Source organism: Bacillus sp. 522_BSPC, assembly GCF_001076885.1.
GTDB lineage: Bacteria > Bacillota > Bacilli > Bacillales > Cytobacillaceae > Niallia > Niallia hominis.
The window spans coordinates 1-23,829 of the sequence record NZ_JVDT01000025.1 but is presented as its reverse complement, the minus strand read 5'-3'; the positions used below and the strand labels follow the sequence as shown (position 1 = coordinate 23,829).

Below are 23,829 nucleotides of genomic sequence, written 5' to 3'. Positions count from 1 at the left end.
CATCTGCCCCTGGGTGCCTGGAGCTAGACAAATAGAAAAGCGCAGCTGCCTAGGTAGCTGTTTATTTAACACAAAAGGAATAAAAAAATGTAACGGAAACAAAATGGAAGTTGACAATAGCTTGTTTTCTAATCTCACTTTATAATAATAGACAAGATTACAATAGAAAGGATTTATTTATGTCGCAAACTCAAAACATTGAAATTGAATTTAAAAACATGTTAACAAAGAAAGAGTATGAATTGCTTCTTACTCACTTTCACATTCAAGAAGGCGATTTATTTGAGCAAGAAAATCATTATTTTGATACAAGCGATTTTGCTTTAAAGGCTAACCATTCTGCATTAAGAATTCGCAAAAAGAATGACGGGTATGAATTAACATTAAAACAGCCTCATCCAGATGGACTTCTTGAAACAAATAAAGTTCTTTCCAAAGAAGAAAGCGAAGCAATTTTTGCAACTGGGAAAATAAACGATGAGAAAATTTCTCGTCTATTGGTAGAAATGAACATCGAGCCTGCTTCCATTTTATATTTTGGAAGCCTCCGAACTATTAGAGCAGAAAAAACAATTGGAAATGGTTTACTAGTTTTAGATCATAGTTTTTATTTAAAAAAAGAAGATTATGAGTTAGAATATGAAGTAAGTAATCGGGAAGAAGGAGAACTATATTTCACAGAACTATTATCCAGCTTAAACATTCCCGTTAGAAAAACGAAAAATAAAGTACGCAGATTTTATGAAGAAAAATACAAACAAAAATAAATTTTAGTTTATTAATACACCATTTAATGGACCTTCATATATGGTTCCATTGCGTTTTTTAAGATTGTATCTTGAAAATTTTGCTTATAATTAGTTGGCAAAATGGAACAGCCTGAATACACGTAGACTCCTATGGAAGTGGCTCGGCGCCTTCCCCATGGAGAGCGAAGTGTATTCAGGCTGCGTGTAATAACAGCAGACTTCAAGAAAACATTTTTTTAGACTAAAACAAGAAAATGGTCGTGCTTATCGTTAACGGCAATACTTATGTCCCAACCATCTTCATTTTGTTAAACGAAATTTTGCATGACTGTATAAAAGTCCTTATTTTAACAACGGAGGAAAGCAATGAAAATTGATCAATTTAAAGTAATGCTTGAACTCCAAGCTTTACAAGGTTTAAATTCTATGAACACTACAAATAGTAGTGCATCCACCCTTTTCCAAGACTTTCTGAGTAGTATGTTGTCATCCGAATCAACTTTAACAAATTCTATTGAAAACAATACTCTAGGAACTTCTTCCCTTCCTGTAGGAGTGACTAGTAATGTATCCCTTCTACCAATGAACTTAACAAAGCTTTCTTCTTCATCGTCATCTGCCACCGATTACGATGAAATGATTAAAGTAGCTGCGGATAAATATAATCTACCTGAAAAATTAATAAGCTCCGTTATTAAAGTGGAATCTAACTTCAATCCAAACGCTACGAGCTATGCAGGAGCATCTGGATTAATGCAACTAATGCCTAGTACTGCAAAATCATTAGGTGTACAAAATGTATTTAACCCAATAGATAATATCATGGGCGGAAGTAAGTATTTAAAGCAAATGTTAGACAAATATAACGGAGATGTTGAACTTGCTTTAGCTGCATATAATGCAGGGCCTGCTAATGTTGATAAGTATGGTGGTATTCCACCGTTCAAAGAAACCCAGAATTACGTAAACAAAGTCACACAGCAATATATGGCATAATTTCTATCTCGATCTATTTACAAGCTATTTATTTGTACAATGAAATGTGGATTGTTACAATATAATAAAGTAATGTTATAAAAGAACGAAAAAGGAGTTTTAAATATGGTCGAGAAAATGTCGACACCTTATGATCAAATCGGTGAAGCCACATTAAATAAACTTGTAGATATATTCTACAATCATGTTGGTCAACATCCTGACCTAGCTCCTATCTTCCCAAAGGATTTAACAGAAACAGCTCGTAAACAAAAACAATTTCTTACACAATTTTTAGGTGGTCCTTCCCTTTATTCAAATGAACATGGTCATCCTATGCTTAGAGCGAGACATCTACCTTTTCCCATAACAGAAAAGAGAGCACAAGCATGGTTAGCTTGCATGGATCAGGCCATGGAAGAAGTAGAACTAGATAGCGAACTGCGTGATGGGATTTTTTCAAGACTCGTGCTGACAGCAAAACATATGATCAATTCGGAGGAAATCGAAACTAAAAAAGGTGATAACACGTGATGGAAAAAGACTTCTCTATATCCAAGCCGAAAACAGCTGATGATAATTGCCAAGAAAGTAAACCACTTGAAATCTATATGTTTATCGATCCACTCTGTCCTGAATGCTGGGCACTTGAACCTATTATGAAAAAACTACAAATTGAGTATGGACGATATTTCTCCCTTAAACATGTATTAAGTGGTAGATTATCTTCTTTAAATTGTAGTAAGAAAAGCAAGCATGCAAACATTGCTGAATTTTGGGAAAAAACAGCTAGTCGTTCTGGAATGTCATGTGATGGTTCCTTATGGTTTGATAATCCTATTATTTCGCCACATTTACCTTCCATTGCGCTAAAGGCGGCAGAATTGCAAGGCCGGAAATCGGGAATGAAATTCTTACGAAAATTACAAGAGCTTTTATTTTTGGAGAAAAAAAATATTGCCACATTTGATGTACTTAAATCTTGTGCCAAGAGCGTGGGAATAGATGTAATTGAGTTTGTAGCTGATATCCATTCACATAGTGCAGCGAAGGCATTTCAATGTGATTTAAAAATCACAAGAGAAATGGAAGTAAATGAAATTCCGACATTAGTCTTCTTTAATGAAAATATTGAAGAAGAAGGAATTAAAGTCACAGGTTATTATCCTTATGAGATATATGTTCAAATCATCGAAGAAATGCTGCAAATTCAACCAGAAAAAGCAGCGCCACCACCACTCGAAAACTTTTTAGAGTGTTTTAAACTTGTTGCGTCCAAGGAATTATCTGTTGTTTATAATAAATCGATACAAGAAGTGGAAAAAGAAATGAAGAAATTGCAATTACAACAACTAGTAGAACAAATACCTGCTAAATACGGGGTGTTTTGGAAATATATCGGTTAGTAAATAAGGGATATGGCATATCTACAACAGATGCCATGTCTATTTTTTTATTTTGCTTCAAAATAGGAAAGATAAAAAGGAATCCTAAAAAAATAAAAAAGGACTTGCTGTCTCAAGGCAAGGCCTTTTTTATTTTTTTACGAACAAAGGGGATGGGAGAAATTTTTCACGGTCAAACAAAGGGGTATAAGTTTGTATGTGATTAACTTCACAACTATATACTATCATAGGTCAATCAATTTTCGCAATACACTCGATACTTTGTTCACAAAAGCGTCAAAATTAAAGACGTTTTTGTAAAGATTATCGTCATTTCCCGTCCGCTCTTTCTGAGAATACAACTCCTCCAAATTTACTGAAAAAGTATAGAAATGCAAAATCCATTAGACAAATAGGGGCTAGATTATTTTATGCGCCAGCATCTCCTACAATATCTTAGCTTAATAACTCTATTTACAGGAATCTATACTTCTTAATTTATTATTCATCTTTTAAATCTTTTATTAATTTTTTCATTTCATTAATTTCTTCTATTTGCGTACTTATAATTTCATCAGCGAGACTTCGGACTCTTGGATCAGTTATTTGAGCACGCTCACTCGTTAAAATGGCAATGGAATGATGGGGAATCATTGCTTCCATATAATCCACATCGTCAACAAGTGTTTGGCTCCTCAACAAGTATAGGGAAAGAAAAAAGACAACTACACTTCCAATCGCAATCATTATATTTACTTTCCGATTTTTTAACATTTTAACCATAAATACTAGCATAATCAGCGCCATTGTCGCTCCCATCAACAAAGCCATATACGCTCTTGTTTCACTAAAAAAAATATGGTCCATTTTATAAGTACTCAAGTATTTAAATAGAAACATGACAATTGTTGAGGTTAAAACCATTCCAAAAAACTTTACATATGGCTTCATAAAAAAACTCCCTTTCTATTAATTTTTAGAATTAACCCCCTCCGATTCTCAAACATCCCTTCTTAGAGATTTCTCTTCCCTAACTACAATTAAACAAAACCTCATCCAAATAATATGGAGTATTTCATATCATAGAATCCCTTATAACCTAAAATCCATTTATTACCAATAGAAGTATAATCAGATTTTGCTTTAGTCAACTATTCCTTAGCTTTTTGATGACTTTATCGAATATCACGGTCTGCCAATTTTATTATATTAAACTAAACCTTTTGAAACATAGATAGTCCTAAAATTCACATGCCCTATCCCTTTGTTCGAAGTAATTTTTTATCTATTAATCAATGATTTTCTAGAAAACAAAATAAATGAACAAAAAAAACGAGTAAGAGAGCTGTCTCTCCTACCCGTTTTTCATCCTACAGACTATTATAGTTCATTCAATAAGCTTTCCATTTCATTTAATTTTTCTTCAAATACCTTACAAGCCTCTTCAATTGGTGTTTTGCTTGTCATATCTACCCCAGCTTTTTTAAGAACCTCAATTGGATAATCGGAGCTTCCAGCCTTGAGAAAATCGATATATCGCTCAACAGCAGGCTTTCCTTCCTCCAAAATTTGTTTACTTAAGGCCGTTGCAGCACTATAGCCAGTCGCATATTGATACACATAGAAATTATAATAGAAATGCGGTATTCTTGACCATTCTAATCCAATTTCCTCATCAATTACGATGTCTTCTTCACCAAAATACTTCTGATTTAATGCGTAGTACTCTTTTGTCAATAAATCAGCAGTTAATGGCTCATTATTACTTGCCTTTTCATGAATTAGTTGTTCAAATTCAGCAAACATCGTTTGACGGAATACTGTACCTCTGAATCCTTCTAGGAAATAATTAAGCAAGTATAAACGTTTTTGCTTATCCGTAATCGTTTTAAGCAAATAATCATTTAACAAGGATTCATTACAAGTAGAAGCAACTTCAGCGACAAAGATGGAATAATTCCCATATGGATATGGTTGTGATTTTCTTGTATAGTAGCTATGCACAGAATGGCCAAATTCATGAGCTAATGTAAATAAATTATTCACATTATCCTGCCAGTTCATTAAAATATATGGATTTGTTCCGTATGCGCCTGAAGAATAGGCACCACTTCTCTTCCCTTTATTCTCATGGACATCCACCCAGCGATTTTCAAAGCCTTCTTTTAAGATTGAAGCATATTCTTCTCCTAGAGGTGCCAAACCTTTCACTACTAATTCCTTCGCTTCATCATAAGGTATTTCCATCTTTACATCCTTTACTAACGGTGTATAAAGATCATACATATGAAGCTTTTCTACTCCAAGAACCTTTTTGCGAAGCTTCACATAGCGATGCAATAATGGTAAATTTTTATTTATCGTTTCCACTAAATTTTCATACACTTGTTCAGGAATATTATTCGCAGCCAGTGCAGCATGCCTTGGTGAGCTATAATTTCTTATCTTTGCATTGAATGTATGATTTTTTACTTCTCCACTTAAAGTGGAGGCAAACGTATTTTTAAATTTTCCATAGGTGTCATAAACGGCCATAAATGCATCATGACGTACTCGCTCATCTGCGCTCTCTAAAAAACGTGAATAACGGCCATGAGTAACCTCTACTTCTTCTCCATTCTCATCTTTAATGGTTGGGAATTCTAAATCAGCGTTATTAAGCATTCCAAATGTATTGCTTGAAGAATCCAATACTTCTGATGCTTGTGCTAACAATGCTTCCTGTTCTGCACTTAATACATGTGGACGTTGCAAGTTAACTTCTTCTAACGCCTTTTTATATAGCTGTAATTCTGCTTTTTCTTCTAAAAAAGCATTGATTACTTTTTCATCAATAGACAATAATTCTGGAACCATATATGCAAGAGCACTTGCAGCTTGGGCATATAAGCTTTTAATACGGCCATCTACCCCTTGATAGTAACTGTTCGTTGTATCTTGGTCATACCGCATATGTGCATATGTATATAATTTTCCGAGCCTTGATAAAAGCTCGTCTTGATACTGCAAAGCTTCATAAAGAACATCTGCGCTATCTGCCAGCTTGCCTTGATATTCTGTTGCCTTTTGTGATAAATTCTTTACTTCTTCAAATTCTTTATCCCATTCTTCATCAGTCGCAAAAATATCCTCTAATTTCCAAGTGTCCTCAACTGGAATTTCATTGCGTAATGGTAATTTCTTAACACTTGTTTCTGTTGACATACTAAATCCTCCACTCTTATCCTTCGTAATTCGAAAATAAACCATAATACATAGTTCTCTTTTTATAAACTAATTCCTTCTTTATTGTAACAAAATTCCGGTTTAATTCCGATTATAAGCATTTGACCAATACTATTATCATATGTAATTTCTCCTTTTTCATTATCATTTATTGCTTATCCATCATATTTTTTAATCGCTGATAAAACAGTACTTCTTCTTGTGTTTGTCTCTCATAATTATTTATTTTTTTCTGATGAAGAAGTCGAAAGAAATTGGGTTTTACTTCTTCCAAAACTTGGATACTCACAAGCATTTGTAAATAATGCTTAACGACGGTTTTCCATTCTATGTTTTCTAGAAAAGGAAACTCTCTTATTTTAATATGTCCTGCCTTTATTCTTTTTTGAAAAAAATCATAAACTTTTTGAAGTGGATAAATTTTCTTTTCATCATTAAGACAAAAGCTATCGAGAAAAATATATGCTTGCCAGAATAGTGGTGGTGTTTCAAAGAGGAAACCTTCTTTCACAGGGATTCCGATAAAGGGTGGTAAAAAATGAGGATGTAATTCACCGGCATAGAGTTCTTTTAAAAAATGATCATTCGTCTTAGTAGGATAATGTAAATCTTTTGTTTTTTGGCGGTTTAGTAGCTCACGCCAATAGGAATAATGGATATTCATGCTTGGAATTTTCGGGAGACTTTTCTCTAATTTCACTAAGGGATAGGAAGAAGTAGAGATAAAAGTTTGAAAGACGGAGATTGGAATGGGATTGTGAAGCAAATAAAAGACCTTATTAAATGGGCAATATATTGGTAGAAGATACTGGCTCTGATAGAAAGTGAGAAATTGAAAAATAAAAGCAGTAAGTTTCAATTTGATTGGATTCCATTTTTTTATTTGATTAAAGCCAATAATCCATATGGGCTGAATATTTATTTTTCGATAGCCATCTGTACGCTTTTTTACTAATTGAGGAGAAATGACAGCACACTGAAATTCAATTACATACTTTTTATGATGCAAGATAAAGCTGATATCTCCCCGTTGCTTTATTTCTGGATAATATGGTTCCAATTCTGGCTGAAGATTTACTTGAAGTAATTTTTGATATAATTGAAGCTTCCCTTGCAAATGGTAGGAAGACTCAGCCTCTCCGTTACCTGAACAGCAGTCTTTCCTTTCATGGGCAAAATGAGTAATCTTTTTTGTCCCCATCTTCAAAATGACACGTCCTTTACATTCTGGACAATATGTCGGAATATTTTTCCATGCTTTTAGTTCTTCCTTGTCTCTCATAGTAAATAAATTAATAATGCTTCCTTTTTCGGTCATGGCAGTAAACAAATACAAATCCCTCCCTTTGATTTCTTTCCTATACTTATTCTTTTTTGTCCTTCCGAATCCTTCAAGAATATTAATTTTCATGTAAAAAATGCAAAAAAACTATCTTTGTCCAAGAAAGATAGTTTTCCCTGTTGCAAGGCTTGCTTTATAACAATGGTGACAATAATCTAGAAGTGGATTCAAGCATCCTATACCCATAATGCCTTTTATTAAAGCTCGCCACTTCTAATTCAAGTGAGTGTTTGATGTCTTCCTTATAATCTTTTACTAGTTTTTCTATACTCCTTGTTTTATATAAAAAAGCACTTACTTCAAAATTTAAATGAAAGCTCCTCATATCCATATTACAAGTCCCAATGGAGGCTATTTCTCCATCCACAATAATAATTTTGCTATGCATAAATCCTCGATTGTATTCAAAAATCCTTACGCCTGACTCTAATAATTCTGGAAAATAGGAACGAGAAGCATGGAAAACGATTCGTTTATCTGGTTTACTAGGTACAAGTATGCGAACATCCACTCCACTTAGAGATGCTATTTTAATTGCAGAAAAAATGTCCTCATCTGGAATAAAATATGGAGTGGCAATCCAAATCGATACTTTCGCAGTCGTAATCATACTGAAAAATATACTTTTAATAACACTCCATTCATTGTCAGGACCACCGGCTATTAATTGTACTCCACCATGTGAATTTTCCTCAGAAACAGGTGTTAAGTATTCCTCTGTTAAAAAACTATGACTAGTCATGTAGAACCAATCTTGGAGAAAAATTAATTGCAAAGATCTTACTGCATTACCTTTCACAAGTAAATGAGTGTCTCTCCAATATCCAATTGAAGGATTTCTCCCTAAATACTCATCCCCAATATTCAGCCCACCAACAAAGCCCACATTTCCATCCACAATAATAATTTTACGATGATTTCTAAAATTAAATTTGCTATTAAAAAAAGGCATTTTAACAGGCCCAAATGCAATTACTTCAATGCCAGCCTCTTTCATTTCTAGGCAAAACCTTTTAGAAAGCTTCCAAGATCCAACTGCATCATATAAAAATCTAACTTGTACCCCAGCCATTGCTTTTTCAACTAATATGTCCTTAATCTGAGAACCGATTGCATCATCTCTTACTATATAATATTCCATGTGAATATGGTGTTTCGCTCGCTTCAGTTCATCTAAAATAGTAGAAAATGTTTCCTCACCATCTGTTAACACCTGTGTTGAGGTACCAAAGGAGATTGGACTATTTCCAAGCTTCTCAGCTAGGTGAAATAAATTGCGTTGATGTCCGTCTAGAATCTTTCTTTTCTCTTCTGATTTAGAACCAATATCTTGCTCAATCTTAAGAAATGCTTCTTTATCCAAAAAGTATTTTTTTCGATAAACTCTTTCCTTCTGATAGTTCCTGCCAAAGAATAAATAAAAGACAAAACCAATAATCGGAAAACTTCCTAAAACAATTAACCATGTTAGTGTTTGTGTTGGGTGTCTATTTTCAAAAAATATAACAAATCCAATAAAAATCACTGATAAACTTATTACTAAACTTAACTGCCCGTAAATTCCTCCCCGAATAGAAAAAAATAAATTAAACACATAAACAAAAAGAGCTGCAACAACAAAAAATAATCCTAACCTAGCAGTATGATTCATAGCAAACACCGCCATTCTCCCATTTACTTACATTAAGCTTAGCTCTATTCATTATTATTCCCTTATATTTACCCACAATGTCAATTTAATACTCGCTTTAAAAGCTGCTAAATTGCTCTTTTGAAAAGAACATTTATGAACGCAAGACTACTTGAAAAATGAAGCTTACTTTCTAGTTTTTAAAGGTGTCTATATCTATTCAAAAGGAATGACAATTATACATGCCTTCGCCGAGTTTCTTTAGCCTAAATACAAAAAAACTCCACAATGCAAGGCACTAACCGAACATTGTGGAGTTTCTTCTTCACTTCGAAATATTATTGTTGTATCCCTATTATTTAATGAAAGTATTTTCTTAACTCCATAAATACTTCGTTCTCAATAATTATTTTTCCGTATTCTTGGAGAACATGAATTGTCATTTTGGAATCTTCTTGAGCATATTCTAATAAAATGCTTAATGCATTTTCTACTTCCTCTTCTGGTATTTCTTCGTCAAGGAACTGTACAAATAAGTAGTATTTATCATTATAGGTATAAAGTTTGGTATCAATTCCTTCTAGTCCCTGTAGTTTGGATAAGGAGATGATGTCCTCAAAATCTTTAAATGTTAGTATAAATTCAAGACTGTCATCGTATTCTTCTTCCCCATCTTTAATGGTAAAGTGTTGATCCATCAAGTCTTCAAATCTTTCATCTACTGGTAAATCCTTCAACTTATCCTCAGGGATAGAAATTTCAAACTTCTGTCCATCTTTTGAAAGCTGTGCTTTTGTAACGAGAATTTCCAACCCTTTTTCTAATGCCTGAACCTGAATCCATAATGGTCCATCAAACATGAAGTCTTCTTCTTGATGCACTTCATCCATCATTTCCCAAAATAGTTCTTCACTACGTTCCCGATTATACCAAATCTCCTCACGCTTAAAACCACGTTCTTCTATATCAATATACGAAATATAAAACTTTACTGTATGATCATTAATTCTTTCAATTTCCATACGCTAACACTCCCTTCAGACTATGATGGAAGGGACAAGAGACCCCCATACAGATTTGTTTTATTCCTTACAATAAATCGTTCTGAAATAAAAATTTATATTTTCCTTGTATTGTACCTTGTACCTTGTACCTTGTACCTTGTACCTTATATTTTATGACAAAAGCTGTATAAATGGAATTAAAATATCTTGGGATCGAAAAAAACCATTAAATACCCATTCAAAAAACATTCACAATTCTCAATTTTCTAAAATAAGCACAGCTTCATTCAGCCTCAGGTTTTATTTCTTTTTAATACCTTATTCCTGTTTCGTTATATTTAGTAGTATTACCTCATAGAAATTATTTCAAACTAAAAAGAAAAAGCAAATAACTATCCGTTTTATCCAAACATATTGATTTTCAGTTTAAGCTAATCATTGAAACTTTTACAAAGCATTCGTTCGTCGCTTCTCTTCCTATTAATAGGATTGAGCCTATTTCCCAAATAAAAAATAAAAATCTGACCAAAGGATGATAAAATCACATCCTATAAAGTCAGATCTTTTTATACTTGCTTATAATTAGTTAACTAATCGTTGAGCTTCTCTTAATTGGAAAGTACGAACTTTTCTTGGTAAGAATCGACGAATTTCATCTTCGTTATACCCAACCTGCAGCCTTTTTTCATCAATTATAATTGGGCGTCTTAATAGCCCTGGATTATTTTGAATAATGCCAAATAAATCTTGTAGCGGCATTGTTTCTAAATTCACATTTAGTTTTTGAAAAGTTTTGCTTCTTGTTGAAATAATCTCATCGGTTCCATCTTCTGTCATGCGAAGAATTTCTTTTATCTCGTCAATTGAAAGAGGCTCTGAGAAAATATTTCTTTCTTTATAAGCAATTTCATGTTCCTCTAACCATGCTTTTGCTTTTCTGCAGGATGTACAACTTGGTGAAGTGTATAATGTTACCATTTTACAAATTCACGCTCCCTTTATTTAGACATGTAATTAACTACATTCATTATAATTATAAATAACTTGAATTCTTTTTTCGAAAATTCTTAAATTATAATTAATTCAATCAAGTAATTTATATTAATTATTATACACTAATTATTTGCTTTATGGTATATGTTTTGAAAAAATTATCCACAAGTATGATTTTTTTCTGTTTATAAGCTTCTATTCTTTGCAATGTTTGTTGGTGTTCTCCTCCTTTATGTAAGAAAAACTCGTTATACTTGTACGAATTCCTCTCTTATTTTGTTGCTTATCATTATAGACGTTTGAAAACAAAAAAAGTTTCAAAAATTTACGGTATCTGTTAGGATATTTGTTTTAAAAATGACCTTATTTTTTAATACCCCTTATTTCTTTTCATTAAACCTATTTCTATTCTCAATTAAAATGTTTTAATGAAAATACGACCTTTACAGATCGTTCATCCTCAACCTATCTTCCTCAAGGGGATTTTATCTTTGCAAGCTAATTAAATTTCGTCAAAAATGTTTTTTTGTTCTTCCTCATCGTTCAATTGCACTACTTTTTCAACTGGTTCATAAGCTTCCCCGTAAAAATGGACATCCTTATATGTATGAATTTTATTATATGTCTTTACCAATGCCTGATAAACGACATCTTCTCCTTCATTATTTGGAGCCCAATAGAGAATTTCCATCGCATTTACTTCTCTAGTTGCTAATGACAACCGTCTATAACCAATCGTTTTTGCATGTTTAAATCCTTCACGCTGATAAAATTTCAATCTCTTTTTTGTATCACTATCCTTATAATTTATAGGTTCCACTTCTAATATAATTGGTTTCCCCTTCTTTTTTAGCTTCTCAACTAATTGATGTCCAAGACCTTGCCCTCTGGCTTCATTAGAAACAAATAAATAATCTATAAAAATAAAGTCCTCCGCTTCCACATACATCAACACATGATATTTGTCTTCATCCTTATGATAATACTCTGGAAAATCCTTAAGCAAAGCTTCCATATGTTCTTGCGATTTCATTTCTTCAACAGGAAAATATTCATTAAGTTTATCGTACCAATGCATTTATTAATCTCCTTTTTCTTCTTTGTTATTCGGTATATAGTTAACATTTTTTGTATAATTATTTCCAGCATTCCATAATAAAAACTCAGAAACCCCTTGATCATTTAAGGCTTGTATCTGCTTTTGAATCTCCTCTTGTCCATATACTTGATAATTATCTTTACCAAGCCATGTCGCTGTGAAGTCTTGGAGCCATGGTCTTGAAATTGGCGGTTTGTCAAGTTGATTTAACTTTTGCTTTTCGACTTTTATATACTCGCTCACAAGTTCATAAGGATGGAGGTCTGGTTTTTCAATGCCAAAATAGGAAGACCAATGGCTTGGATAAATCATCGATGAAATAACATCAACATGTTTACTTATTTTTGAAAAGTTTTGCCCAATACCTGGTGCTTGATCTAAGGTTGCTGTGTATCCAAATATATCAACAGAAACCTTTACATCATATGGTTCGAGTTTTCCTTTCGCATATTCAACAAAATCTGTAACAGCTTCTACTCTTTTTTCCCCTTCTGTTACATTTAATTTCTCATAATCACCCTTCGTATAGGTTAATTTATCTGCCTTATTTTCAAATCCTTCTGGAAAACGAACATAATCAAACTGTATCTCTTGGAAGCCCATTTTCGCCGCTTCCAATGCTAGATTGACATTATATTCCCAGACCTTTTTTTCAAAGGGGTTCACAAAAGCTTCTCCCCTTCCATTTGTCCAAACCTTTTCCCCTTGAACAAAAGACCATTCTGGTTTTTCCTTTGCCAGCACTGAATCTTTAAAAACAACAATGCGTGCAATCGGATAAATTTTCTCTTTTTCAAGCTGTTCCAATAATGCTTTCATGTTCTTTATAGAATCACTCCCAATTTTCTGATAAGGAGAGCTTTCTTCCGGCATAAAGGTCAAATTTCCATGGTCTTCTTTATAATCAATTACCATTGCATTTAAATCCGTATTTTTTACTAAATTGATTAATTGGTTCCACTTGCTCCCACCAATTGAGTGGGCATTTACATATATACCTCTTACCGCATCTGGGTATGAAAAAGTAAAGGAATTGGTTTTCAATCTTGGTAAAGTAGCTGGCAATTGTTTTATCATAACTTCCATTTGTTTTACTGGTTGTTTAGGAATGACCTTCTCCCCTTTAGCCAAAGCGACATTAGGGAATAATAAAGATATAGTTAACCCGAAGGATATTAGTTTTTTATTCACGGCGATAACTCCCATCTATGTACAGTATCCATTATCCACTATCTTGGTATAAATTATGTATTCCTTTTATTGTAACAACTCAAACAAACTTAGGCTATTACTGTTTTTTCTCTTTTGCCACCGTGCTAGTATAAAAAGGCGACACCTCATTATCTCTGAGATTGTCGCCTTTTTTAAAATCATTATTTAGCTACTTGCGTTTTATATTTCTTATATTCACTTTCAGAGCAATAAACAAAATGACCTGGCTTTACTTCTCGCATTTTAAGTTCTTCCCCATCTTGATATTGATGAATCGCAGGATCATAAACAGTTCTTTTTCTTGTGCGCTCTGTTTCTGGATCTGGAAGAGGAATTGCTGATAGTAAGGACTGTGTATATGGATGAATCGGATTATTATATAGCTCATCTGCTGAAGCAATCTCCACTAATTTTCCAAAATACATTACTCCAATACGGTCACTTATATACTTAACCATCGATAAATCATGGGCAATAAATAAATACGTTAATCCCTTTTCCTTTTGAAGTTTCTTCATCAAATTAACAACTTGGGCTTGAATGGAAACATCTAATGCAGAAATCGGTTCATCAGCTATGATAAAATCAGGATCTACAGCTAAAGCACGAGCAATTCCGATTCTTTGTCGCTGCCCACCTGAGAATTCATGGGGATAACGATTAGCATGCTCCTTATTTAATCCAACTGTATGAAGCAAATCGTATACCTTTTCCATTCTTTCACTTCTGTTCTTCGCTAATCCGTGAATATCAATGCCTTCTGCAATAATATCTGCAACAGTCATTCGTGGATTTAATGAAGCATATGGATCTTGGAAGATCATTTGCATTTTACGATTAAATTTCTTTAAATCTGCTCTTGATTTTCTTCCATGCACGTCTTCTCCATTAAATAGAACTTGACCACCGGTTGCATCGTATAGACGAATGATTGTTCTCCCAGTCGTAGATTTCCCGCAGCCTGATTCTCCTACTAGTCCAAGCGTTTCTCCTTTGAAAATATCAAAGGTTATATCATCCACTGCTTTTACTAAGTTAGGAGTGCCCACATTAAAATATTGCTTAAGATTTTTAATTTCTAATAACTTCTCAGCCACTTATTTCTCCCCCTTTACTAATACTGGTGTTTCAAAGTTAGAGGGTAGCTTTCTCATTCTCTCTTTAACAGAAGCAGGTGGTTCTACTGCTGGTGCATTTGGATGTAAGAGCCATGACTTTACAAAATGTGTTTCTGAAACTTGATATAATGGTGGTTCCTGTTCGAAATCAATAGCTAATGCATATGGATTTCTAGCTGCAAACGCATCTCCAACTGGCGGGTTTGTTAAATCTGGCGGTGTCCCTGGTATTGCTGCAAGCTCATCTTCGTTATCATTATCTAAGCTTGGCATAGACGCAAGAAGTCCCCAAGTATAGGGATGTCTTGGATCATAAAAAATTTCATCTACAGTACCCATCTCTACAATTTGGCCTGCATACATAACAGCTACACGATCTGCCACATTTGCAACAACCCCTAAGTCATGGGTAATGAAAATAATGCTTGTATCCATTTTGTCTTGCAAATCGTTCATTAAGTCTAAAATTTGCGCTTGAATGGTAACATCTAATGCTGTTGTTGGTTCATCGGCAATTAGCAAATGTGGATTGGCAGCTAAAGCAATGGCAATCATCGCACGCTGTCTCATTCCGCCTGAAAATTCATGTGGATATTGGTCCACTCTTTTTTCGGGTTTTGCTATTCCAACTAAGCTTAAAAGTTCTATTGCTTTCTTTTTCGCCTTTTCTTTATTCATTTGCTGATGTTTAATCAGCACTTCCATAATTTGCGTTCCAATTCTCATTGTCGGATTCAAGGATGTCATTGGATCTTGGAAAATCATACTCATTTCTTTTCCACGGATGCTTTCCATCTCTTTATCCGTTTTTTGAACAATATCTTCTCCGTTAAATAAAATTTGTCCGCCTTTAATATGACCTGGAGGCATAGGAATTAATTTCATTAATGTTTGAGAAGTAACACTCTTACCTGATCCGGATTCACCAACAATTGCCAATGTTTCTCCTTTATATAAGTCAAAGGATACTCCACGAACTGCCTGCACTTCTCCTCCATACGTATGGAATGAGACTTGTAAATCCTTTACTTCTAATAATTTTTCCATTTATCTCACTCCTTACTTACGTAGTCTTGGATCAAGAGCATCTCGGATTCCGTCACCTATAACATTAAATGCAAAGATTGTTAAACAAATAAACATTGCCGGGAAGAATAATCGCCATGGGTAATATTGCATCGCTCCGATTCCATCATTAGCCATTGTTCCCCAGCTAGCTAATGGAGGCGTTAACCCTAATCCAAGATAGCTTAAAAACGCTTCTGTAAAAATAGCGTTTGGCACAGTTAGTGTTAATGTTACAAGAATAGGTCCCATTGCATTAGGAATTAAATGCTTGCCCATTATTCTTGATACTCCTGCTCCTAATGTTCTAGAGGCAAGTATATATTCTTGACTCTTTAAAGATAATACTTGTCCTCGGACCATACGAGCCATATTAATCCAACCTGTAATACTCATCGCTAAAATCATCGTCCAAATTCCTTGTCCAAGCACAACCATTAGAAGGATTACAAGTAATAGGTAAGGAATTCCATATAATACGTCTGCTATACGCATCATCACTTCATCAACCTTACCACCTTTATAACCTGCAATTCCGCCCCAGATTACCCCAATCACTAAGTCGATTAATGCAGCAGCAATCCCAATGAAGAGGGATATCTTTGCCCCATACCAAATACGTTCGAACATATCTCGACCCAATTCATCTGTTCCAAAATAATGCTCTGCACTTGGTGGTTGATTTGTTTTTGTTAGATCATTTTCATAGTAATTGTATGGCGTAAGGAATGGTCCAACAAATGCCATGACGATTAAAAGAATTAATAGTACAAGTCCAAATACTGCAAGTTTATTTTTCTTAAAACGAGTAAATACATCTTTCCAAAAAGACAGACTTGCTTTTGAAATCTTCTCTGATTCAACGCTGCTATTTCCTACTATTTCAAATTTATCTTTCGAAATTTCTTGCATCTTTACTCTCCTTTCTTCCCGCCCGATAATTTAATTCGAGGATCTATTAATCCGTACAATATATCGACAAGAAGAACAGATACTAACAGGATAATACTATAGAAAACAGTAACTCCCATAATAGCTGTATAATCACGATTGTTTATACTTTTTACAAACTGTGATCCTAGTCCCGGGATACCAAAGATTTTTTCAATAACAAAACTTCCTGTAACGATCCCAGCTGATAATGGTCCCATGTAGGAAACAACTGGTAGAATCGCATTACGGATTGCATGCTTTACGGTAATATTAAAGCCGCTAATTCCTTTAGCTTTTGCTGTTTTAATATAATCATTGCTTAATACTTCTAGCATGGAAGATCTAGTTAAACGGGCAATAAATGCTGTTGGACCAGCTGCTAACGCTATTGCCGGCAGGACACTTTGCATAAATGTTCCCCATCTTGCTACAGGGAAAATACCTAGCTTCATCGCAAAAATATATTGTAAAAAAGCAGCCATTATAAAGGAAGGTACGGAGATTCCTAATACAGCAACGATCATTGCCAAATAATCTTGCCATTTATTATGTCTTAATGCAGCAATTACCCCCAATGTTACTCCAATTGCTAAAGCAATGAAAATGGCTTCGACTCCCAATACTAAGGAAACGGGGAAGCCCTCATTGATTAATTGATTAACAGTCTGACTCTTATATTTAAAAGATGGACCAAAATTCCATTGAACAACTCTTAGCAAATAATCTCCATATTGAGCATACCAAGGTTGATCAAGACCATAATGGGCATTTAAATTTGCTTCGATTGCAGGTGGCATTTTCTTTTCCGATGTAAATGGGTTACCCGGTGCCATCCTCATGAAGAAAAACGTTGCTGTAATGATTAACCATAAGGACAGCGCCATAAACAGCAAACGTTTTGTCAAGTACTTTATCATGGTTTTACCTCCATTTTTTTCTAAAACAACGCCAATTAGAAAGGAAGAGGATGTCTTAGGGAACGAGCTTCCTAGTGTATCACTCGTTAAATAAGACAGCCTCTTTTATCTCTTTGATCTTGTAGTTCATGAATGGTTTTCTTGTCCTAATTACACAAACAATTTAATAATATTTTTTAACAATTTCTATATGCAATTAGAATTTGAAATCCTTCTAACATGATTGCGGAACAAAGTAATTCCTTTTATTATTCAAAATGCGCCCATTTCAACTGAGCTTCCCCTAAACCTGAAATTACTACATCCTTCAGATTCTCTTTTTGTACCCAAGTGTTTGTATAAAAATATACAGGTGCAATTGGAAGTTCATTCATTAAAATAGCTTCTGCATCTTGTAATAATTGTTTACGCTTCGCTTCATCTGTTTCCTTTTGTGAAGCAATAAGAAGTTTTTTGTATTCTGGATTTTCCCAACCAGTATCATTGTTTCCGCCGTCTGCATCACGATACAATTCTAGGAAGTTAAATGCATCATTGTAGTCACCAGACCATGACATACGCCCAATCTGATAGTCACCAGAATCAATTTTTTCTAAGTAAACTTGCCATTCTTCGTTGTCTAATTCGACATTAATACCAAGGTTTTGTTTCCACATATCTTGAACGGCTTGCGCAATTTTAGCATGTGCTTCACTTGTATTATAAGATAATGTAATTTTTGGTAAGTCTTCTACACTATCATAGCCTTCCTCTTTCAAACCTTTTTCAAGAGCCGCTTTCGCTGCTTCGATATCATTATCTTTAAAGTAGCCTTTTTCGTTTTCAGAAAACATTGTTGGAGGAACAACTGCCATGGCTGGGATTTGTCCACCTTGTGTAATTTGCTCAACAATCGCTTGACGATCAATTGCATATGTTAATGCTTTACGAATATTTTCGTTATTAAATGGTTTTTCTTCCGTATTGAATTTATACCAATACGTTCCTGCTATTGCTTTAATATTTAGGTCCCCATTGTCTTTTAATGCCTTAATAGCATCTGTAGGTAATGAACCAAATGGTAAACCAGCCCAATCTAACTCATCGTTATCAAACATGCTTAATTCCGTTGTTGGATCTTCTACCATTGACATTTCCACTGTCTCTAATTTAACCGAGTCAGCATCCCAATAATCTTCATTTTTTTCTAAAAGAATAGACTCACTATGATTCCACTCTGTCATTTTGAAAGGACCGTTTGTAACATAATCATCGCCAGCATCTTTATACCAATCTGGATTTGCTTCTGCTACATTTTTATTCACTGGGAAATAAGTATAGAAAGCTAGTAATTGTAAGAAGTATGGTGTTGGATTTACTAAAGTTACTTCTAAAGTTTTTTCATCCACTGCTTTAATAGCAACATCATCAAGTTTACCTTCTCCATTATTAGCTGCTTCAGCACCTTTTATGGCATATAATTGATAGGCATATTGTGATTGGTTTTGAGGATCAATAGCCCATTTCCAAGCATATTCAAAATCTGCTGCTGTTACTGGATCACCGTTTGTCCATGTTGCATCTTCACGAATTTTGAATGTATAGTTTAATTGATCGTCTGAAACTTGAATATCTTCGGCCATTGCAGGCTGAGGCACTCCATCTTTATCAATACGAGTTAAACCTTCAAACGTTTGAATTAACACTCCACCAGACGTTGAATCTGTTGCTAGTGCTGGATGTAATGTTGGTGGCTCTGAAACGATGTTCAAGCGCAAGTTCTGTGATGATTTATCACTTCCACCATTGTCATTACCACATGCAGCAAGAAATGCACTTAGCACAAGCACTAAGCTCATTAGTACAAGCATTCTTTTTCTCATGTAATTACCCCCTAAATAATTTTCCTCAAATGGAACTTCGAAAATAGCTTTCCCATTCTAAACCTTAGAATACACAAGCAATCATTTCCTAAATAGTCTGTTAATTATAATAAACGACTATTGATGTATTAAAAACGATTAAATGCAAACCCCCATACATAGCGTTCAATATTATTATTTCGAAATAACTATTTCGCTAGTTCAACCTTTTATGTATTCTTATGTGTTTTAAAAAGTCTGAAAATACAACTACCTAATCCATTCGTAATCACAATTATATAATTGGAATATTTTTTACGCAAGAACTATGTAGAATTTTGTAGAATAAAAACAAATCAGAAATATACAAATCTACAGAATAATTATATTAATATAAATTTATCTAAATTTTTTTAATTCATAGAATTCATTTAACCGTTCTCATCTTCCTCATTTACCTTTAGACGAATCATTTATCTTTCTTTTCATCTGGCTCACTCTTTCTGTTTCTTCCACATATAGACTAAGCTGTTTTAAATCTGCATCTACCATCTACTACACTAAATCCAATTTACATGCCGTATACCTTCAACACTCCTTTAGAAACAACATTACTAATAGAAATCCACCATTTTTTCTATGAAAAACGACAAACTTTGAGAAAACAGCCTTTGAATATCAACTAATCATGCTAAAATGGTTATAATAATGAATATAATGTAGTTTCTGGGTTCTCTCTTTTTTGCTCTTTTTAACGAAAAAGTTGCTTTCTGATGCGAAGTGTACTTCACTAACGAGCGCTATACCAACGAATAGAAACCTAGTAAATAATATGAACAGTTTGTTTAGAGGATGCTGTCAACTAAACATTCGTGTCTAGAATACATAATGGAGGAAGTATTATAATGAAAACTATCTTTTCTGGGATTCAACCAAGCGGCACTATAACTTTAGGAAATTATATTGGTGCTTTAAGTCAATTTGTCGAGCTACAAGATGAATATAATTGTTTCTTCTGTATCGTCGATCAACATGCGATTACAGTACCTCAAGATCGAATGGTATTAAGAAAAAATATCCGCAGTTTAGCTGCACTTTACTTAGCAGTAGGTATTGATCCTAATAAAGCAACTCTATTCATTCAATCAGAAGTACCTGCCCATGCCCAAGGAGCATGGTTAATGCAATGTATCTCTTATATTGGAGAATTAGAGCGAATGACACAATTTAAGGACAAATCGACTGGTAAAGATGCTGTTTCTGCTGCATTATTAACATACCCACCATTAATGGCGGCAGATATTCTTCTATATAGTACAGATATCGTTCCAGTTGGAGAAGACCAAAAGCAACATCTTGAATTAACGCGTGATCTCGCAGAGAGATTTAATAAAAAATACAATGATATTTTGACAATACCTGAAGTTAGAATTCCAAAAGTAGGGGCAAGAATTATGTCTCTTCAGGATCCTACGAAAAAAATGAGTAAATCGGATACTAACAACAAAGCTACTATTACGTTATTAGACGAGCCAGCACAGATTATTAAAAAAATCAAAAGTGCCGTTACAGATTCAGAAGGTGTTGTTAAATTCGATCGAGAAAATAAGCCGGGAGTTTCTAACTTGCTTTCCATTTATTCTATCCTCTCTGGAGAAAGCGTGGAGAGTCTGGAAGCCAAATATGAAGGAAAAGGATACGGAGATTTCAAGTCAGATTTAGCAAATGTTGTGGTTGATGCATTAAAACCAATCCAAGAGAAATACAATGAGCTTATGAACTCTACTGAATTAGATGATATATTAGATGATGGAGCAGCAAAAGCTAATAAAGTAGCTGGTAAAATGATTAAGAAAATGGAAAATGCGATGGGATTAGGACGTAAGCGTCGTTAATTTAAATCTCTTATGGAAACGATGGAAAAGAGGATGTTCCTTTATTCCTACTGATTGATTATTTCTTGGAAAAACAAAATTTTCGAGTAATAAATCTTTAAAATCGAAGAGGAATGAAGCGGAAGACACTCGAGGCGCCGGGGAGGAATCTTAAGACTAGCCCATGGAAAGCGACGTGTATTCAGACTGCGAGCTTCTTCCCAAAATAAAAAAAACGAACAATTATGCATATCGTGATTGTTCGTTTTTTTTTATTAGTTGAAATACTTATGTCCGAGCCTTTATACTTATGCAAACTGGAGATTTTCATAAATCCCTATTTTATATAGTAATTTCTCCACTGAAAACGCTTAGTTTACCTTCGGACCATGCTCCATTTCCCATAGCTTTTCAAAAAACGGCTGACCTTTTATAATATTCTCACAAAAATGCTCATGCTTTTTAGACCAACCATACTTTGTACATTCATATAGTTCCTTCCATGCATTCTCAAAATCTAAGTGCTGAATCTCAAAATAACGTTCTGGACTCCATTCTGTGTACCAATAACGAACCTCTGCAACATTTTCAGAAGAATACAGTTGATCTAACGCCATAAACAATAATTGCTTTAATTGTCTTTCTTTTCTTGTTAATCCATTCATCACATGAGGTTCAGGTGATAAAATATGGAATTCTTTCTTTTCTTCATTGTTTTGAAAGTTATAATGAATCGTTTCTTGATTTTCAAGCAATTCATAGGCCAATTGTTCTTGTCTAGGTATCATTCGACTTTTCCTAATCGGAACAGAATATCCAATTGTATCTACTACTAAAAGTCCAATTCCATCAGAAACTACAAAACAATAATCTAATTGAATTCGTTCATGATTTTTTCGTAGATATGCTTTTTGATAAATTTCTTCTAATAATTGTCGTGGTAGTTCCGCCAAATCGTTTTCTATGTAATTGAATAAACAAGAGTCTACTTTTACTAGCGGAACTTGATCTAATAATTCAACACCATCATCTTTTCTCCATTCATGAAAGTGACAAACATTATATCCGTTTTCTTCTCCTTCAAACCAATTTACCCAAACATCATGAAGATACTGCATATTTTATCCCTCACTTCAACAACTGTTTGTCCATAAGTATTGGCAGAGCGTAGTAAATTTATTCCTATTTTCAAAGGATTATTTTATAATCCTCTATCTGATATGAAAAATATCTATCTTTCATGTATTCAGTTTGCTACGTATTTCTCTTTTTCTATAATTACTAAGAAGAAAGATAAGCAGAAGATATTTTCTTATTGAACCTATTATCATAATATGTACAAACTTTCCTTTCATGTCTTTTTTATTTCGTTTTCAGCCCCTTTTGCTAATTATTTATCCAGTTAAATTATTCTAATAGAAAGGAAATAAGTCTAAGACATAAGTACTTAAACCTAAGAAAAAGCCAACCAATCATACGGAATTTTGATTGGTTGGCTTTTAGTTTTTCAATAGACATTTATTTATAAAAAGGCTTCACTTTTTATCGTAAACTGCATCTTTGCTGTTTGTTTTTTCTTTTGAAAATAGGAATTGACAAGATAAAATCCTGTATTGTACCCAATCATGCGTGGATAGCGTCCATGTCCATACAAGAGTTGATCATGTTTCGTCTCTGTTTTTTTTACATCTAAATGTTCCTTTAGCTCCTTCTCCCAAAATTGCTTAACCTCTTCTTCCTCATACAGGTGGCACCAGCTTGCATTATATGCCTTCCCACAGTTTTCTTTAACAGCAAACTCTGCTAATCCTTCCATGATGATAGAATCTAATAAGGTATAATCCTCTATTGGTTTTTTCAGACAATGCATGCGACATACATGATGATATTCGTGAATAAAAAGAGCCTCTAATTCTTTATCGTCCGTTACTTCCCCAACAAATAAAAATAGCTGATTAGGAAATGATACACCTGATTTGTTTTCATCCCCTCTCCATGTCATCTGAAAAGGAAAAAGATAAATAGGTACATCGGGTCCATCCCATTTTTTCTTATACTTTTTATAAAACCTCTCTACTTTATTCCAGGTTTCTAATTCTTTCATCTTCTCAAAAGTTTGTTTGGAACGCCTTGATGGTTTATACATTCCAAATCCATTTAAATAACGATAAATATTATGAGAGTCGTCTCCATCAAAGGAAGCTTTCATGTTTTCACATATAGAAGTCGGCTCATAAAAATGTTCCTCGAGCCATTTCTTTGTATTGATTATCCCCACCAATATTTCCCCTCTATTTCATTTTATTCTGTTCATTTAATCAGTATATGAATGGTGAATTGATGGCGTTCCAATGCAACTAATCTCTATTATTGAAAATAGGGGCGTGGACAAAATTAAATAACTAATCTTTAAAGACGAACACTCTCTAATTTAGCTCTTAAATAAAGCTACTTTCTCATGATGGTT

General features: G+C 33.9%; 20 protein-coding genes. 5 read left to right on the top strand and 15 right to left on the bottom strand.

All coding sequences use genetic code 11. The annotated features are described in order from the left end of the window. Positions 1–179: 179 nt before the first annotated feature. The 4 genes from ADJ83_RS02215 (at position 180) to ADJ83_RS02200 (ending at position 3,130) form a co-directional block, all read left to right on the top strand. Positions 180–767: a CYTH domain-containing protein gene (locus ADJ83_RS02215; RefSeq protein ID WP_031539987.1), complete on the top strand. Its 588-nt coding sequence runs from the start codon at positions 180–182 to the stop codon at positions 765–767. Positions 768–1,115: 348 nt separating this feature from the next. Next, positions 1,116–1,745, top strand: coding sequence for a lytic transglycosylase domain-containing protein (locus tag ADJ83_RS02210; RefSeq protein WP_031539986.1), 630 nt, complete (start codon positions 1,116–1,118; stop codon positions 1,743–1,745). 105 nt (positions 1,746–1,850) lie between these two features. Then, on the top strand, positions 1,851–2,258 hold the full coding sequence (locus ADJ83_RS02205) for a globin (RefSeq protein WP_031539984.1): 408 nt from the start codon (positions 1,851–1,853) through the stop codon (positions 2,256–2,258). Further along, positions 2,258–3,130 (top strand): ClpXP adapter SpxH family protein, encoded by an 873-nt coding sequence (locus ADJ83_RS02200; protein ID WP_031539983.1) that lies wholly within the window; start codon positions 2,258–2,260, stop codon positions 3,128–3,130. Before ADJ83_RS02205 ends, ADJ83_RS02200 begins: the two co-directional genes overlap by 1 nt. Before the next feature lie 480 nt (positions 3,131–3,610). On the opposite strand, the gene ADJ83_RS02190 is transcribed toward ADJ83_RS02200, so the two are convergent. The 13 genes from ADJ83_RS02190 to ADJ83_RS02130 all read right to left on the bottom strand — a co-directional run bounded on the left by ADJ83_RS02190 (position 3,611) and on the right by ADJ83_RS02130 (position 19,509). After that, entirely contained in the window at positions 3,611–4,060 is a 450-nt protein-coding gene (locus tag ADJ83_RS02190) for a DUF305 domain-containing protein (RefSeq protein WP_031539979.1), read from the bottom strand. 429 nt (positions 4,061–4,489) lie between these two features. Then, positions 4,490–6,313, bottom strand: a complete 1,824-nt coding sequence (gene pepF, locus ADJ83_RS02185; RefSeq protein WP_031539978.1) for an oligoendopeptidase F — start codon at positions 6,311–6,313, stop codon at positions 4,490–4,492. A gap of 169 nt (positions 6,314–6,482) precedes the next feature. Then, a complete protein-coding gene (locus ADJ83_RS02180; protein WP_048716676.1) occupies positions 6,483–7,664 on the bottom strand; it encodes a competence protein CoiA in 1,182 nt (393 codons plus the stop codon). Between the two features lie 145 nt (positions 7,665–7,809). Then, entirely contained in the window at positions 7,810–9,327 is a 1,518-nt protein-coding gene (cls, locus tag ADJ83_RS02175; RefSeq protein ID WP_031539975.1) for a cardiolipin synthase, read from the bottom strand. Between the two features lie 338 nt (positions 9,328–9,665). Next, on the bottom strand, positions 9,666–10,328 hold the full coding sequence (gene mecA / locus ADJ83_RS02170) for an adaptor protein MecA (RefSeq protein WP_031539974.1): 663 nt from the start codon (positions 10,326–10,328) through the stop codon (positions 9,666–9,668). A 564-nt stretch (positions 10,329–10,892) separates the two neighbouring features. Then, positions 10,893–11,288 carry a transcriptional regulator SpxA gene (gene spxA / locus ADJ83_RS02165; RefSeq protein WP_031538220.1) on the bottom strand — a complete coding sequence of 132 codons (396 nt, stop codon included), beginning with the start codon at positions 11,286–11,288 and terminating at the stop codon, positions 10,893–10,895. A gap of 517 nt (positions 11,289–11,805) precedes the next feature. Further along, positions 11,806–12,381, bottom strand: a complete 576-nt coding sequence (locus ADJ83_RS02160) for a GNAT family N-acetyltransferase (RefSeq protein WP_031538219.1) — start codon at positions 12,379–12,381, stop codon at positions 11,806–11,808. A gap of 3 nt (positions 12,382–12,384) precedes the next feature. Next, entirely contained in the window at positions 12,385–13,608 is a 1,224-nt protein-coding gene (locus ADJ83_RS02155) for a putative glycoside hydrolase (RefSeq protein ID WP_035416518.1), read from the bottom strand. Between the two features lie 167 nt (positions 13,609–13,775). Further along, the gene (locus ADJ83_RS02150; RefSeq protein WP_031538217.1) at positions 13,776–14,711 is read right to left on the bottom strand and encodes an ABC transporter ATP-binding protein; all 936 of its coding nucleotides are present in this window, start codon (positions 14,709–14,711) and stop codon (positions 13,776–13,778) included. Further along, positions 14,712–15,779, bottom strand: coding sequence for an ABC transporter ATP-binding protein (locus ADJ83_RS02145; RefSeq protein WP_031538216.1), 1,068 nt, complete (start codon positions 15,777–15,779; stop codon positions 14,712–14,714). It abuts the gene before it with no gap. A 12-nt stretch (positions 15,780–15,791) separates the two neighbouring features. Continuing rightward, on the bottom strand, positions 15,792–16,709 hold the full coding sequence (locus tag ADJ83_RS02140; protein WP_031538215.1) for an ABC transporter permease: 918 nt from the start codon (positions 16,707–16,709) through the stop codon (positions 15,792–15,794). Positions 16,710–16,711: 2 nt separating this feature from the next. Further along, entirely contained in the window at positions 16,712–17,647 is a 936-nt protein-coding gene (locus ADJ83_RS02135; protein WP_031538214.1) for an ABC transporter permease, read from the bottom strand. A gap of 248 nt (positions 17,648–17,895) precedes the next feature. Further along, positions 17,896–19,509, bottom strand: coding sequence for a peptide ABC transporter substrate-binding protein (locus ADJ83_RS02130; RefSeq protein ID WP_031538213.1), 1,614 nt, complete (start codon positions 19,507–19,509; stop codon positions 17,896–17,898). An 881-nt stretch (positions 19,510–20,390) separates the two neighbouring features. Between ADJ83_RS02130 and trpS the strand changes: the two genes are divergently transcribed. Then, positions 20,391–21,383: a tryptophan--tRNA ligase gene (gene trpS / locus ADJ83_RS02125; protein WP_192840922.1), complete on the top strand. Its 993-nt coding sequence runs from the start codon at positions 20,391–20,393 to the stop codon at positions 21,381–21,383. Positions 21,384–21,733: 350 nt separating this feature from the next. Here trpS and ADJ83_RS02120 read toward each other — a convergent pair whose 3' ends face one another. Both ADJ83_RS02120 and ADJ83_RS02115 read right to left on the bottom strand, forming a co-directional pair. Beyond that, positions 21,734–22,480: a YjbA family protein gene (locus ADJ83_RS02120; RefSeq protein ID WP_031538211.1), complete on the bottom strand. Its 747-nt coding sequence runs from the start codon at positions 22,478–22,480 to the stop codon at positions 21,734–21,736. A 404-nt stretch (positions 22,481–22,884) separates the two neighbouring features. Continuing rightward, positions 22,885–23,640, bottom strand: coding sequence for a DUF2268 domain-containing protein (locus ADJ83_RS02115; RefSeq protein WP_031538210.1), 756 nt, complete (start codon positions 23,638–23,640; stop codon positions 22,885–22,887). Positions 23,641–23,829 lie beyond the last annotated feature (189 nt).